At 44.8% G+C, this 15,249-nt stretch carries 13 protein-coding genes; 11 read left to right on the forward strand and 2 right to left on the reverse strand.

The features are described 5' to 3' along the window. Positions 1-21: 21 nt before the first annotated feature. Together gpAD87_RS23410 and gpAD87_RS23415 are read right to left on the reverse strand one after the other, a co-directional pair. Positions 22-1,008 carry a 2-keto-3-deoxygluconate permease gene (locus tag gpAD87_RS23410; RefSeq protein WP_064641229.1) on the reverse strand — a complete coding sequence of 329 codons (987 nt, stop codon included), beginning with the start codon at positions 1,006-1,008 and terminating at the stop codon, positions 22-24. 166 nt (positions 1,009-1,174) lie between these two features. Continuing rightward, a complete protein-coding gene (locus tag gpAD87_RS23415) occupies positions 1,175-2,884 on the reverse strand; it encodes a sigma-54-dependent transcriptional regulator (RefSeq protein ID WP_231952801.1) in 1,710 nt (569 codons plus the stop codon). Positions 2,885-3,058: 174 nt separating this feature from the next. Between gpAD87_RS23415 and gpAD87_RS23420 the strand changes: the two genes are divergently transcribed. The 11 genes from gpAD87_RS23420 to gpAD87_RS23470 all read left to right on the forward strand — a co-directional run bounded on the left by gpAD87_RS23420 (position 3,059) and on the right by gpAD87_RS23470 (position 15,174). Continuing rightward, entirely contained in the window at positions 3,059-3,526 is a 468-nt protein-coding gene (locus tag gpAD87_RS23420; RefSeq protein WP_064641231.1) for a MarR family winged helix-turn-helix transcriptional regulator, read from the forward strand. Further along, on the forward strand, positions 3,510-4,364 hold the full coding sequence (locus tag gpAD87_RS23425; RefSeq protein WP_064641233.1) for a class I SAM-dependent methyltransferase: 855 nt from the start codon (positions 3,510-3,512) through the stop codon (positions 4,362-4,364). The genes gpAD87_RS23420 and gpAD87_RS23425 overlap by 17 nt, the downstream gene beginning before the upstream one ends. A 198-nt stretch (positions 4,365-4,562) precedes the next feature. After that, the gene (locus gpAD87_RS23430; RefSeq protein WP_064641235.1) at positions 4,563-5,516 is read left to right on the forward strand and encodes an alpha/beta fold hydrolase; all 954 of its coding nucleotides are present in this window, start codon (positions 4,563-4,565) and stop codon (positions 5,514-5,516) included. A gap of 204 nt (positions 5,517-5,720) precedes the next feature. After that, positions 5,721-6,425: a PspA/IM30 family protein gene (locus gpAD87_RS23435; protein WP_197521508.1), complete on the forward strand. Its 705-nt coding sequence runs from the start codon at positions 5,721-5,723 to the stop codon at positions 6,423-6,425. 46 nt (positions 6,426-6,471) lie between these two features. Beyond that, the gene (locus tag gpAD87_RS23440; RefSeq protein ID WP_064641238.1) at positions 6,472-7,503 is read left to right on the forward strand and encodes a TFIIB-type zinc ribbon-containing protein; all 1,032 of its coding nucleotides are present in this window, start codon (positions 6,472-6,474) and stop codon (positions 7,501-7,503) included. A gap of 23 nt (positions 7,504-7,526) precedes the next feature. Further along, positions 7,527-8,303, forward strand: coding sequence for a TPM domain-containing protein (locus gpAD87_RS23445; RefSeq protein ID WP_064641317.1), 777 nt, complete (start codon positions 7,527-7,529; stop codon positions 8,301-8,303). Positions 8,304-8,342: 39 nt separating this feature from the next. Next, the gene (locus gpAD87_RS23450; protein WP_063566468.1) at positions 8,343-9,359 is read left to right on the forward strand and encodes an SPFH domain-containing protein; all 1,017 of its coding nucleotides are present in this window, start codon (positions 8,343-8,345) and stop codon (positions 9,357-9,359) included. 201 nt (positions 9,360-9,560) lie between these two features. After that, entirely contained in the window at positions 9,561-9,788 is a 228-nt protein-coding gene (locus gpAD87_RS23455; protein ID WP_063566529.1) for a DUF896 domain-containing protein, read from the forward strand. A gap of 68 nt (positions 9,789-9,856) precedes the next feature. Next, on the forward strand, positions 9,857-10,819 hold the full coding sequence (locus gpAD87_RS23460) for a ring-cleaving dioxygenase (protein ID WP_064641240.1): 963 nt from the start codon (positions 9,857-9,859) through the stop codon (positions 10,817-10,819). A gap of 58 nt (positions 10,820-10,877) precedes the next feature. Further along, positions 10,878-11,966 carry a low temperature requirement protein A gene (locus gpAD87_RS23465; RefSeq protein ID WP_064641241.1) on the forward strand — a complete coding sequence of 363 codons (1,089 nt, stop codon included), beginning with the start codon at positions 10,878-10,880 and terminating at the stop codon, positions 11,964-11,966. Between the two features lie 421 nt (positions 11,967-12,387). Continuing rightward, complete coding sequence (locus gpAD87_RS23470) at positions 12,388-15,174, forward strand: glycoside hydrolase family 3 C-terminal domain-containing protein (RefSeq protein WP_064641247.1); 2,787 nt, start codon at positions 12,388-12,390, stop codon at positions 15,172-15,174. Positions 15,175-15,249 lie beyond the last annotated feature (75 nt).

The raw sequence follows: 15,249 nt of genomic DNA on the forward strand, positions 1-15,249 counted from the left end.
GGTCAGCTAAATTCAATGCATTTATGTGGACGGTCTTTGATTGTATTTCTCGACGCCGCCTGATTTCTCCAGCCGTTTGGAGAGGAATCCGATGAAGATCGGCAGCAGAATGGCAGTTGTCACAACACTCGCCGCAATCTGCACGGTAGCGATTTCAGCAATTGGAGCAAATGAAGCATTGGCAGCCACGATGGCAGCAGGTGTACCTACAGCGTTACCGGCTGTGGAACCTTCCGAAGCTCCGACAATGGGATTCCAGCCAATGGCTTTGAAGAGCAGGTAGCCGACGCCGCCAGTAATCAATACAGTAATTACACCCAGCATGATGCCGCTAAGTCCGCCTTGAATGATGGACGAGAAGTTGATTCCCATACCCAGTGAAAAGGCGAAGAATGGAACGAGCTTGTCACTGCCTTTGTGCAGCCATTCAGCAAGGTTGCGATCGAGGTTACCTATAACAACACCGACGATTAGTGGAAGCAGTACGGCTACAAAAGCCATCGGGGAGAACATGCCGTTGGCGAAGCCCATAGCACCGAAAATGGAAAGAGCAACCATGGTGAGGAACGGTCCGTCGCTGAGTGCGAGGAACGGATAAGCCGCCTTGTCATCTTCTTTGCCGTATTGTCCGGCCAGCGCGATGTACAGTCCACCGTTGGAATTCGTCATTGCAGCGATAATGGCAAGCGGTGCCAAACCAAGGAATAAACCATTGGAATCCGCAAAATAGATAGCGATCAAACCTAATATTGCACCAACTGCCCACTTGAACACAAGCAATGTAACGCCTTTACCAACCGAAGAACCGGCCGTCTTGAACGTGATTTGCGTACCTGCAATCAACAGGAACAGGGCGATCAATGTGCTTGAGCTATTTACGAACAGGGCTTCCGTGAAACCCCCGATTCGCAAAGCATTCGGAAAGAATGTGTTAATGGTTGCGCCGAGCAACAGGGGAACAACCATCATACCGCCAGGAATACGATCTAATGTTGCTTTAATGTTCATAGTAGTGGCTCCTTATGAAGTAATCGTTTTTATAAAGCGTTTGCAGGGATAATGTTATCCCAAATTGTTTATTTTAGCAACACTTAATTATTGTAAATTTTAAGTAATAGTTATTAGTGTTTAATTATGCAACACATGTGATCGTAAAAAAAGCGTAAACCTAAAGTTACTCTTTAAGTTTACGCCATAACGTGGCACGGTTAATCCCCAAGCGTTCGGCCGCCTTGGATTGATTATTGTTTTCCTCATTTAGAACGAATTGAATAATCTCTTTTTCGATTTCTTTCAGCGTACCACTAAGCTTCATCGTATTGGGTGAGGGTTGTTCACCGAGCAGATGTGACAAGGTCTCGGCTGAGATCACGTAGTCCTGCTCATTCAGTGCAGCCTGTTTGATAAGATGCCTCAGCTGGTTCACTGTCATATGCGGAACTTGTTCCCTAATTAGCTGTAACGCATCCTCTTTCATCTTCACCGCAACTGTCCCATACTTCTGGTAGTAATCGCTGAGGAAATGCTGGATCAGTGGAGCAAGATCCTCCTGCCGGTCCACAAGGCTCGGCATAATGATCGTATTCAGCTCGACATCCAGCGTTCTGTTTGGATTCAATCCCTGTTCCCCCAGGATGAATACTCCGATCTGCCTCTGTAGACAGGTCTGAACGAATGAGATCAATTCCTCATCTTTCGAACCATTTTCCAAATGATTAATTTCTACGTTGCGCACTTTGGAGAGTGGGATTTTGTGCAAATGGCCTGGAGGAACCTGAGCAAGATCGATTTGGAGCATTAGCCCACCGCTGGAGTACATCTGATGAATATGTTTGACCAGAAAAGACTTGCCTGAATCCGCTTCGCCTAGCAGATAAATGGGTTCATGGTTCTCGTAAAGCGCCTGGATGCTCTTCAGTACGGCTTGCATGGCAGGGGATTCGGCAACGATCGGCTCCATGGATATATCGGTATAAGCCGTTATGCCAAATTGTGCAAAAGCATAGGGCTGTCCTTTTTCAAGGGAATATACTTTATAGGTTTTGTTACTTAACGTCGTTTCATAGGCCGTTACCGTAAGCTGGTAATCATCCACGATGAACACATTTTGAACTTGGGATTGATGGAAATCCAGATTGGTATTGGTGAGATAAATGTGATTATCGGTTAGTGGATTCTGCTCAAAATCGGTCAAATTCTCGAATACAACCTCGTTCTGTTCGTTTAAAACAAGAAGATTAGGATGCTCTTGGGTGACCAGATTGTTCAGTATGACGGATATCGCGTGATTTTTGCTCAAGTACCGATATACCAACTGTGCATCTTCAAGCGCTCTGAGGATGGATTCCTTGCCAGACTGGATCAGTAATCCTTCCATTCCATAGGTTTTGGCTGTGTTGACCGTGATAACATCACCAACAATCTGACGGTACCCTGACGCTTTCAGCTCCAGCAGCAGCCTTGCCACATCCTCGGAGCTGCGTATGGTATACACCTTTAAAGGTAATTCCATCAGATCGATAATCGACTGCGCTCCTGAAGTAATATTGGCAAAGCCAACGATAGCGGTTTGGCCGTTGAACTGGCTTGCGAGCGTTAGCGAACGAATCATGTCATATCCGGATAACTGCACATCAATGACGGGAATGGTTACGGCTTCCTTGATTAATTGGGCAGTACCGCCGCGGCTAATCATAATCTCCGCTCCGTTTCGTTCAGCCCGGGCCGCCAATTCGGCGCCTTTGATCAGGTCGCCCACCTCATATTGAATGGCTAACTGGGGAAATAGCGGAATACATTCTTCTATAATAGTAGTCATGGATTCGTAAGGAGCGATAATATGAACTCGTGTACGCATAATTTTCCTGCCTTTTATAAAAATCATTCATGGTTCCTGCTGGTACATCAGACCAGAGGGCTTTCCTTATTATAGCCAACTTGCAGAGGAATGGCATCCCTGGACCAGCGGAGTTATTAGAGCAACCTAGCAAAGCGCAAAAAAATATTTATTTGCTTTGCGCAAACAAATAAATTATGATCAAACTGGAGGTGATCATTTTTGGCAAGTAATCGAGATGAGCTGGAGAAGTTGGCTTACGGTACGTTAAGAATAGTTAAAGAATTTACGCATGCACAAAATCTTCGGTCAGATCTGGATCGTCTAACGTTTGAAATTCTGCTTTTTGTCAAGGAACAGGGAGCTGTGAGGATCACGGATATTGCCAGCAAACTAGATTTGAATCCCTCATCAATCACCCGGAGAATTCAGGGGTTGAAACTGTCTGGTCATATCGTTGCGGTCTCAGATCCGAATGATTTACGGTCCAGTTTGGTTACCTTGTCTCCATTGGGAGAAGAGGAATTGTCTGATTTCCTGAAAGTGAGTATTGATGGTTTGGCACATATCTTGCGCGATTGGAACGACAGTGAGGTTCAGATGTTTGCCGAACAGTTATTAAACTATGCGGATTCCATGCGTACGTGGCGTCTGGCTAAAGGAGCGGACTCGAATGTCGGCCAAAAATGAAAACCCTGACCAAAGTAAGCAATATGCTAATTCGGGTAAGTTCAACGCGAGAATTCATTTGCATAAAACATATAGCACGAATCCATATCCCTGGCCTCTTTGGGTCTTTGATCAATTTCCAAAGAAGGATCATCTCAGGGTTTTAGAATTGGGTGGTGGAAACGGATTGTTGTGGATGGCCAATGCCGAGCGCATTCCTGATCATTGGGATATAACCATTACAGACAAATCGTCGGGGATGCTTCAGGATGCCCAGCGCAATCTTGCTCACCTTGGGGAACATGTCCAATGGAGTGTCATGGATGCAGAGGAAATTCATTATCCCGAAGAAAGCTTTGATATCGTAATCGCGAATCATATGTTATATCATCTCGGGAATCTGGAGAGGGCATTGTCCGAAATCGGGAGAGTGCTTAAGAAGAACGGGACCTTTTATGCAAGTACCATCGGTTCACGAAATATGGCCGAGATGAAAGAGTTGGTAAAAGAATTTAATCCTGATAGCCAATATGACCGTATTCTTGGCATGATTGAGTCAAAATTTTCCATGGAGAACGGAAAGCAACAACTTGAAAACGCCTTTACTGATGTACAATTACATGTGTATGAAGATTCGCTTTCCATAACAGACTCAGACGCAATCGTCGAATATGTGTTATCCATGAATGGGTTGGAAGGACATGAACAAGTCATAAGTCTTCAGAAGGCCGAAGCGTTTAAAGTCTTTTTAGATGGGAAAATGAAAGAATCAAATGGGAAGATAGACATTAGCAAAGCTTCTGGAATGTTCTCTTGTACAAATGCCAGAATTGTTCATTCTTCAAGGAATCCATCCTAGATGGACTCCTTGCCAGATTGGATCACCAATCAATCCAAACCGTAGTTTTGCCATGATAACGGTGATGACATCATCAACATTCTGGAGGTACCCGATGCCTTCAGCTCCAGTAGCCTTCCTGTCGAATCCTAGTAAAGTATACGTCTATGAACACATGCTATAATAATTGGAAATGGGACAGAATGTTGGTGGAATATAATGAAAATTGTACTCAAACGAATGGGTTATGGTTCATTGGCTTTATTGGGTATCCTGCTTTTGTTCATAGCAATTAGTTTCGCGAATCATACAATTAAATTAAAGATAGAATCGGCCATATTATCACCCCCAGGTGTAATGGTTGATGTTAATAATCACCCAATGCATGTCTATATAGAAGGTTCCGGAGAACATACACTGGTCTTTATGTCAGGTGGGGGCACATCTTCTCCTGTATTGGATTTCAAGGCGCTCTATTCCAGATTGTCGGATCAATACAAGGTTGCTGTTGTTGAGAAGGCGGGCTACGGTTTCAGTGCAACGGCAAAGGTCCCACGTGATATCGATACAATGTTGGAAGAGACCAGAACAGCTCTGACGTTAGCGGGAGAAAAACCGCCATATGTGTTATTTCCGCATTCTATGTCGGGCATAGAAGCACTATATTGGGCACAAATGTATCCAAATGAAATTGAGGCTATCATTGGTCTTGATCCTGCTATTCCACAAGTTTATGAAGAGTATCCTCTACCTTCATTTGGTATGAGGAGTCTTACTGGCCTAGGAGCTCGTGTCGGAATAACCCGTTTTTTCCCCGACATTGTTAACTCATCCGCCGCAATTGAAGAGAAGAGGCTATCCTTCCAAGAGGAGGAGATCTATAGGGCATTATTTTATAAGAAGACGCAGACACTGAACATGAATGAAGAAGTTAAAATGATTAGGAATAATGCAGCACAAGTTTTAAAACGAGGTATCCCCGATGTGCCCATGTATTTTTTTATATCTAATGGAGAGGAATTACCTGTCGAGGACTGGAAAAATTACTTAGTAAATTACGTTGAGTCTGTGAAGAATGGGCGATATCTATTATTACATAACGGTCATTACATTCATGATGCTGATCCCGATCTAATTGCAGAGGAAAGTATCAAATTTATAGAAGAACTGTAAATGACGAAAAGGAACACAATGATTTCGAAGAGTTTTAGTTAATGAGGCGACGCCATGGGCGATCGTCTTTTCTTTTATAACGTAAGGGGATTATGTCACGCTTGGATTACTTCAAATTTATTGTTGCAGTGGCAGTAAATGAAACCTTCAACCTCATATTCATGTATTATAGTACATATGAACTGATCGAAGGAGGAACGAATGATGGGAATCTTATCGAGGTTTAGGGACGTGATGAAAGCGAATGTGAACCATGTGCTGGCTCGGGCGCAAGATCCGGAGAAGACGGTGAATGAATATATGCGGAGCTTGAGCAGTGATCTGGGTCAGGTGAAGGCAGAGACGGCTGCGGTTCTCTCGGATGAGAGCCGGGCGAAGAGGGCTTTGGACGAATGCAATGCAGAGATTAAGAAATTACAGCGGTATGCAGAGAAATCTGCGGAGTCCGGTGATGAAGACAAGGCACGTGGATTTCTGGAAAAGAAGGCAGCGCAGACTGTGAAACTGAACGAATTACAAGCTGCTTATGATCGGGCTTCAGCCAAAGCCAAAATGATGAAGCATATGCACGAGAAGCTGGTTGCGGATATGGGGCAATTGGAAGCTCGGCATGCGGAGCTGAAGGGCAGGATGGCGGCTGCCAATGCGCAACAACAGGCCAATGAACGGAACGCTTCGGCTGCCAATGCGAATGCTGCTTTGAAAGCGATGGAAGACAAGGCGAATCAGGCACTTAACGAAGCTGAGGCTTTGGCTGAACTTCGTGCTGGGGCACAGGAAGATGATTTGGATGTACTCATTGCGCAGTTGGAGCAGAAAATGAATGCCGAAGCGGGTAATCATGCACAGGTGACGCCGACTCCAGAGGAAGAGCTTGCAGCAATTCAGAAGAAATTGGAAGATAAATAACGATATATATCATGTAATACATTTCGTTAAACATTGAGGTGAGCAAATGCCGGTAATCGAGTACAAGTGTCCCAACTGCGGCAGTGGAATGCTTTTTAATAGTGCAACTGGAGCGTTATCCTGCCCCAGCTGCGGACGACAGGATAATATCGAACAGATCCCCGATCCGCTGAAGAAACAGGTGTTCACGGAGAATGAGGTCAAGGAGTATCACTGTAACAGCTGCGGCGCGGATATTGTGACTGAGCCGGAGACAAGTGCAACGACATGCAGCTTCTGTGGAGCTGCCGTTGTTCTGAGTGATCGACTGACGGGAGATCTGGCACCGGCCATGGTCTTACCCTTTTCGATCAGTAAGGATGAGGCCAAGCAGGCGTTCAAAAAATGGTGTAGAAACGGCTTGCTGACACCTAGCGGATTCATGACAGCTGACCGAGTCAAGAGCATTACCGGGATATACGTGCCCTTCTGGTTATATGAGTTACATAACAAAATCGAAGTTCATGGCCGTGGCACAAAAATCAGAACCTACACGCAGGGTGATTATCATTACACGGAAACGCAGCATTTTGATATTTACCGGAGAATCCGGCTGAATTATGTGAATCTGCCCATTGATGCTTCGGAGAAAATGAAAGATGAACTGATGGATAAGCTGGAGCCATTTCCGTATAACCAGTTAAAGCTTTTCAAAACCCCGTATCTCGCCGGGTACATTGCGGAAAAATATAGTTATACCGATGAGGAACTATACCCGCGCGCCAAGGAAAAAACGAGTTCTTATATCGATTCTTATATTGCATCAACGGTTTCAGGTTATAACAGTGTTAGTTACACGGACAAACAGATTGATACTACGTTAAAAAATGCAGACTATGTGCTGCTCCCGGTATGGATGGTTTACTATGACTACAATCGTTCGCAGTATACCTTTGCCATGAATGGACAGACAGGTAAAGTGGTTGGTAAACCGCCTATTAGCAAAGCTAAAGTTGCCGGATGGTTCGCAGGAATTTCAGCCGTTTCTTTTTTGTCATTGAAACTGGTCGCCTGGATGATGGGAGGTGGATTCCTGTGAGGAAAAGAAGACATCTGGCATGGATGGCAACACTCATTTTATTTGTGATTACTCTCGTGTCTCCATTGATTCCAATGTCAGTGGTATCGGCAGCAGACAGCAAAAACCTGATATACGATGAAGCTAATCTGCTGAACGAGCAGGAGAAAAGTGAACTGAATGCATTGGCGAATGAGTATGGGGCTGAAAGACAGACGGATTTTGTTATTTACACCTCAAATAATGAGGAGCAAAAGAGTGAAATACTGCTGACTGAGGATTTCTATGATGATCAGGGGCTTGGTTACGATAAGGCTCATGGCAATGCAGTTATTTTGACAATTGATATGTATAACCGGAAGATGTATCTTGCTGGTTTTTATAAAGGGAAAGATTATATCGACAACGGCAGAGCAGATAAAATCACAGCTAAGATTGCACCAGATGTAACGGACGGTAATTATAAACTGGCTTTTGAAAAGTATATCAAGCTTTCCTACGAATATATGGGAATTAGACCGGGAGTAAATCCTGATAATATCCTCTTCAATATTTGGTTCCAACTTGCTGCGTCAGTAGCGTTTGGAGGCATTGCTGTTGGGGTAATGGCCTATCGTTCCGGTGGGCGAGTTACAGTCAATCGTGCTACTTATGAGGATTCAAGTACTTCCAGTGTAATCGATCGTCAGGATCGGTATATCCGTACTACCGTAACCAAACGCAAAATTGAGAAGAACAACAATAATGGTGGCGGAGGTGGCGGCGGCGGAGGTACCAGCCGAGGCGGTCATTCGCACAGTGGTAGCAGCAGATCTTTCTAAGATACGAAGTAAGACCAAATAGAAGGGATGGGAACGAGTATGGGATTTTTCAAAAATCAATTTTCGAATGTGGTGGAATGGGAAGAGTTCAGAGATGATATGATTTTCTGGAAGTGGAGTAATCGTGAGATCAAGAAGGGAAGTAAATTGATTATCCGTTCGGGGCAAGATGCGATCTTCCTGAATAACGGCAAGGTGGAAGGGATTTTTGAGGACGAAGGCTCATTTAATATTGATTCCGAGATCATTCCGTTTCTGTCTACCTTAAAAGGCTTCAAGTTCGGATTCAACAGCGGCATGCGGGTCGAAGTGCTGTTTGTGAATACGAAGGAGTTTACGGTTCGATGGGGTACGCAAAGTCCGGTATTGATTCCAACTCCTCAACTTCCAGGTGGAATGCCGGTTCGTGCGAATGGTACGTTTAATTTTAAAGTGAGTGACTATGTTACATTGATCGATAAAATCGCGGGTATCAAGCAGAGCTATCTGGTCGAGGATGTTAAAATCCGAATTACGTCTGTGCTGGATCAGTTGCTAATGAAATGGATTAGCCGTGAGGGTAAGGACATGTTCAACCTGCAGGCGAATGCCTCGGATATTGCCAAAGGAATTCAGGAAGATCTGGATATGCAAATGATGGACATCGGAATCGGAATTACAGGCTTCCAGGTGATGAGCTTCAATTATCCGCAGGAGATCCAGGATATGATTACGAAGACGGCTTCACATGAAATGATCGGCAATTTGCAAAAATATCAGCAGGTCAGCATGACTGATGGTATCTCATCCGGTAAAGTTAAGGGTGGTGGCGCTGCTTCGGATATGGCGGGCATGATGATGGGCATGAACATGGCGAATGAAATGATGAAGAACATGAATCAGAACCAGAACAACCAGAATCAGAATTCGGATCAAAAACCTGCGGCTAATCAAAACAGCGATGCAGGTGCATCTTCTTCGTCTGGAGACAATAAAAAGCCGAATTTCTGTCCGAACTGTGGCGCTAAGAATGAAGGAGCAAATTTCTGTCCAAACTGTGGTCAGAAGTTGGGTTAACCTATATCTAAATATAAGAAGGGCTTACTCTATGGTCAAACTTTGGAGTAGGCCCTTTTTTCATTCTATTTTAAATGGGAGAAAACGATTGACAACGGATCATAAATCATTTATCTTTAAATTAAGATATTTAATTTGAATATAAATTACACCGAGAAAAGCAAATATCTTAATTCCGATTTACAAGGAGAGATCAAGATGATGATTCCAACATTGACCAGAATAAATGAACTTTCAAGAAAAGCCAACGCGGCAGGATTGACGGAGATGGAGAAAGCAGAACAAATTCGTCTGCGCCAGGAATATCTGCAAACCTTTCGCGGTTCGATCAACGATATTCTGCTGAATGTAACCATCTATGATCCGAACGGCGATGACGTCACTCCGGATAAACTGAAACAGGAACAGGCCCAACAAAATAATAACTGAATCAGTTCGGTTTAATATCTTAATATTAAGATAATATAAATGATCTATAAACCTAGGAGGAAATGATGATGACCATTCAAACTGCAGGTATTCACCATATTACAGCTTTTGCGGGAGATCCACAGGCTAATGTCGACTTTTATGCTGGAGTTCTGGGACTTCGGCTTGTGAAAAAAACAATCAACTTCGATGCACCAGACGTTTACCATCTGTACTTTGGGGATGAGAACGGAAGTCCGGGTACCATTATCACATTCTTCCCATCAGCCGGATCACCGCGAGGCAAAATTGGTGGCGGTCAGGTCGGCATCACCTCATATGTGATTCCACCTGGGACTATTGGCTTCTGGCAGGATCGGCTGGAGCAGTATAACATTGAGGTAACCAAAACAAGTCGTTTTAACGAAGAGCTGCTGCAATTCGAAGACAGTGAGGGCTTGCGTCTGGAACTGGTTGAACGTGAAGAGGGCCCAGCCAGCACCTGGGTGCATGAAGGCATTCCAGCGGACAAAGCCATCAAAGGATTTGGAGGTGCCGTGCTGTTCAGCGTCAATCCGCAGAGAACGATGGATGCGCTGGACAAAATACTCGGATTCACCAAAGTAGATGAAGATGAGGAGTATGTACGTTTCCGGTCCTTCGGAGATATCGGCAATATCGTGGATGTTCCTGTCACCCGGATGGCTTTGGGGGCAGGCGGAGCAGGGACGGTCCACCATATTGCGTGGCGTGCCAAAGATTTTGCAGAACACGAGCAGTGGAGAGAAGCTGTACAACAGTACGGCTATCAGCCAACCCCAGTTCGGGACCGTCAATATTTTAACGCAATCTATTTCAGAGAAGCTGGCGGAATCTTGTTCGAAATTGCTACCGATCCTCCTGGATTCGCGAAAGATGAGCCAGCGGAGTCGCTCGGACAGAAACTCATGCTGCCTGAGTGGTTTGAGCCATATCGTGCCCAAATTGAAGGCAATTTGCAGCCGATCCAAGTAAGAACGTTGGAGTCTTCGCATTCTATGATGGCACGTTAAAGAAGGGCCAGAACAAGCAATCTTTTTGATATGAGTTCAACTAAAGGAGCATTGAAGGATGATGGAGAAAAAGGTTACCTGGCTGGAGCTGTTCTATGATTTGCTTTTTGTAGCAGCGGTCTCCAAAGCGGGACATGTCCTGCTGCATGCCGAACACGGCGTGATTTCCTTTGAATATCTGATGAAATTTGTTTTGATTTTTATTCCTGTCTGGTGGGCATGGGTCGGTCAGACCCTATTTATTAACCGTTATGGTCAGGACATTTTCATCCATCGAGTCTTTCTTATCCTTCAACTCCTGTCTGTTCTGGTGATGACGGCGAGTCTCTCGGTTGATTTTGATGAATACTATCTTCCTTTCTTTGCGGGTTATATCGGTTCGAGGGCATTGACTGCCATTCAATATTTTATGATTCATAATTCCAAAAGCGAACATCAACAAAAAGCCGCTCGTTATCTGGGTGTATGCTTCATCATCGGCATATTGATCTCAACAGGTTCCCTGTTCTTTGATTCATGGCTGCGATATGCGATTTTGTACGTCGGAATTGCCGTGGATATCATTCTCCCGCTCATCGGACGCAAAAATCTGGTGAAGGTGCCGATACACACGCATCATTTATTGGAACGTTTCGCTCTGTTTACTCTCATCCTGCTCGGTGAGTCGGTCGTCAGTATCATTGCTGTGCTGCAAATGGATCACTGGGATGTACGATCTGTTCTGTTCGCGGCGTTTACATCCATATTCGTGATTGCGATGTGGTGGCAGTATTTTGATAATGTTGAGAAAAAGGTCAGCAAAGAGATCCAGACCGCCGGGCAAGCGATCATATACGGCCATCTGTTCATCTATATATCCATGAGCATGATTGCCGCTTCTATTCAACTGTTATACCTGGATGAACTCAATTATGGTTTCATGTTAGCCTTTGTTTTTGGTTCAGTTCTGCTGTATTTTCTGTCCACCTCGCTGGTGTTCCACCGATACAGGCATGCTCATCTGCGGCTACGTCCGCGTCACTTGGTGTTTATGCTGGGGATAATGGCCGCGTTTATCGTTGTGGATCTGATCTATCGGGTGCCTAATTATGCTATCGTGGGAGAGAACATGTTGTTCTTCCTTGTCTATGCCAAATTAACAACCTAATGCATAGGTCGCACAAGAATAAAAGTCACGAACGAATGACGTTCGTGGCTTTTTAAGTTGGATAATCGTAAAATCATGTCCACTGTGAGAAAAAACGTTTAACCTGATTTATTTTCTACTATAGAATCTGTTAATATGAGACTAGATACAAGTGAATCTACCAGATTAACGAATATCTTTCTTTATAAAATGAACCAAAGAAGAGTTACACGATAGCGGAGAGGACAGAAAAAACCTGAAGAAGCGAAGCGTTCACCTTTATCACCTGATTTCAACCCTTTAAAAAGGTATTAAGGAAATCTGGGGATAACAGTGATCGGAAGGTTGTTCTGTCATCGGAGTGACCCAAGTGTGAGTTTCATAAATTCATTTTATATATAGTGATTCGTGGGTATGGAGATGACAATCAGGAGGGAAATCATTGAGCACACATCAAATCGGAGTTCCATTGGAAGGGTTTGCAGAGTTTAGCCGCACAGTTGCCGCTGAAGGCGCAGTGCTTTTGAAGAACGAAGGACAGGCGCTTCCGATTCAAAAAGACGAAAACGTTTCAGTGTTTGGACGGATTCAAGTCAACTATTATCGCAGTGGTACGGGCTCAGGCGGCAGCGTTCATGTAGCGTATACAACCAATTTGCTGGATGGTCTGCGCAGCAAAAAAAGACTTACAGTTAATGAAGAATTGGCAGCTGTCTATGAAAAATGGATTGAAGAAAACCCGTTTGATGACGGTGGAAAAGTATGGGCGGCAGAGCCTTGGAATCAGAAAGAAATGCCTTTAACCGATGAAGTGGTATCTCAAGCCAGAAGTAAATCCAGCAAAGCGATCGTAGTGATTGGACGTACAGCAGGCGAAGATCAGGATAATGTGGATGCACCAGGCAGCTACCGGTTGACGGAAGATGAGAAAGCGATGCTGAAGCAGGTCACGAATCATTTTGAACAAACAATCGTCGTGTTGAATGTATCGAACATCATGGACATGAGCTGGTTGAATGATGAAATTTACGTTCATCCGATCCAAAGTGTCATTTACTCGTGGCATGGCGGTATGGAGGGTGGTAATGCGATCGCCGATGTACTGGCCGGAGACGTTACACCAAGTGGTAAATTAACGGATACGATTGCGTATTCCATTGAAGATTATTCTTCCACAAGCAATTATGGCAATGAGTTTAAGAACCTTTATCAAGAAGATATCTACGTAGGCTACCGTTATTTCGAAACGTTTCGACCTGAAAAAGTACAATTTGAATTTGGATACGGCTTGTCCTATACCACGTTCACAACCAAGGCAGAAGACGCAAAATGGATCTCCCAAGACGGAGAAAATAGCATTAAGGTGAATGTAACCGTAGCCAATACGGGCACGACCTATGCCGGTAAAGAAGTAGTGCAGATCTATTATGAAGCCCCACAAGGTCAATTAGGGAAACCTGCAAAAGCTCTGGTGGCATTCGGCAAAACGAATCTGCTTCAGCCGGGTGAGTCTCAGCGTCTGACCGTGAGTTTCCCTGTGGATTCCATGGCTTCCTATGATGATGCTGGCGTAACTGGACATGCATCGGCGTATGTACTTGAGGCAGGAACATATCGTTTGTACGTAGGAACCAGTGTCAAAAATGTGGAGCATGTCAGCATTGATGGCCAAGATGGCTACGTCGTAGAAACGATTCAACTCGTGGAACAGCTCCAGGAGGCAATGGCACCGACTGAAGGCTTTACGAGAATGAAGCCGGGAGCGCGCAAAGAAGACGGATCTTACGAGCTGATCTATGCAGATGTACCGACGCGCCAAGTATCCATGGCTGAACGAATTGAACAATGCTTACCGCAAACGCTGGAGCAAACTGGAAATCAGGGCTACAAGCTGAGAGATGTGAAGGATGGCAAAATCAGCCTGGAAGCATTTATCGCCCAATTGAGTGATCAGGATCTGGCAGCCATCGTAAGAGGCGAAGGTATGAGCAGCCCACTCGTTACATCGGGTACAGCTTCCGCATTTGGCGGTGTGAGTGACAGTCTGTTCAATTACGGAATCCCTGTTGCATGTACTGCGGATGGCCCTTCCGGTATTCGTATGGATAGCGGGGAGAAGGCTACACAAGTTTCTATTGGAACTTTGCTGGCAGCAACATGGAATGCAGAACTCGTTGAAGAGCTGTATGTGATGGAAGGTCAAGAATTGCTGAGAAATCAGGTGGATGCACTGCTCGGGCCTGGATTGAATATTCGCCGGAGTCCGATGAATGGACGTAACTTTGAGTATTTCTCAGAAGATCCGTTGATTTCTGGTGTATTTGCTGCTGCTTGCACAAAAGGAATCATGAAGGGTGGCTCTAATGCTACGCTGAAACATTTCGCCTGCAACAATCAAGAGAAACATCGCAGTAAAGTGGATGCTGTTGTATCTGAACGTGCATTGCGTGAGATCTATCTGAAAGGGTTCGAGATTGCCGTGAAAGAAGGCGGTGCGAACTCGATCATGACCTCCTACAATCCGATTAATGGACATTGGGCGGCTTCGAACTACGATCTGAACACGACCATTCTTCGTGGGGAGTGGGGCTTCCAAGGTATCGTGATGACCGACTGGTGGGCTATTATGAACGATGGCGTTGAAGGTGGACCAGCAGATCGGAAAAACACCAACTGGATGGTTCGCGCTCAAAACGATCTGTACATGGTTGTACCTAACTATGGCGCAGAAATCAACGGCTGGGATGATAACACGATCGAATCTCTGGAAAATGGGACGTTGACACGCGGAGAGCTTCAGCGCTCGGCTATGAATATTTGTGAGTTCATCATGAATGCACCTGTCTTCTCCAGAAAACATGAGATTGTAGAGAATGTCGCTTCATTCCAAGCGAATGCTTCACTTTCCTCAGAGCAGGCACAAGCGCTGGCTGATAATGCACAGGTCAAACCCGTTGTGGGCGAACCTGTCTACATGAAAGTGGATGAAGCAGGTCAATATCGGATTATTGTACAGATCATGTCTCCTGAGCCGGAACTGGCACAAAGTGCATGTAATGTGATTCTCAATGATCAATTGATGACAACCATTCAAACCAATGGTACTGAAGGTAAGTGGATCAGACAGAAACTTGTTAAAGTGGAGTTGGAAGCAGGCTTGTACGAATTGAAGCTGGACTTCACCAAACCAGGTCTGCAGATCGACTGGATCGAATTCAAACAAGTGTAACGCAGGATCGTCTGATCTGTTGTAACTGAACATGACGACTGTTATGATTGTGTTATGAGATCCGGAATTTCTGAA

Origin of the sequence: Paenibacillus sp. AD87 (assembly GCF_001659845.1) — a bacterium.
GTDB classification, from domain to species: domain Bacteria; phylum Bacillota; class Bacilli; order Paenibacillales; family Paenibacillaceae; genus Paenibacillus; species Paenibacillus marchantiae.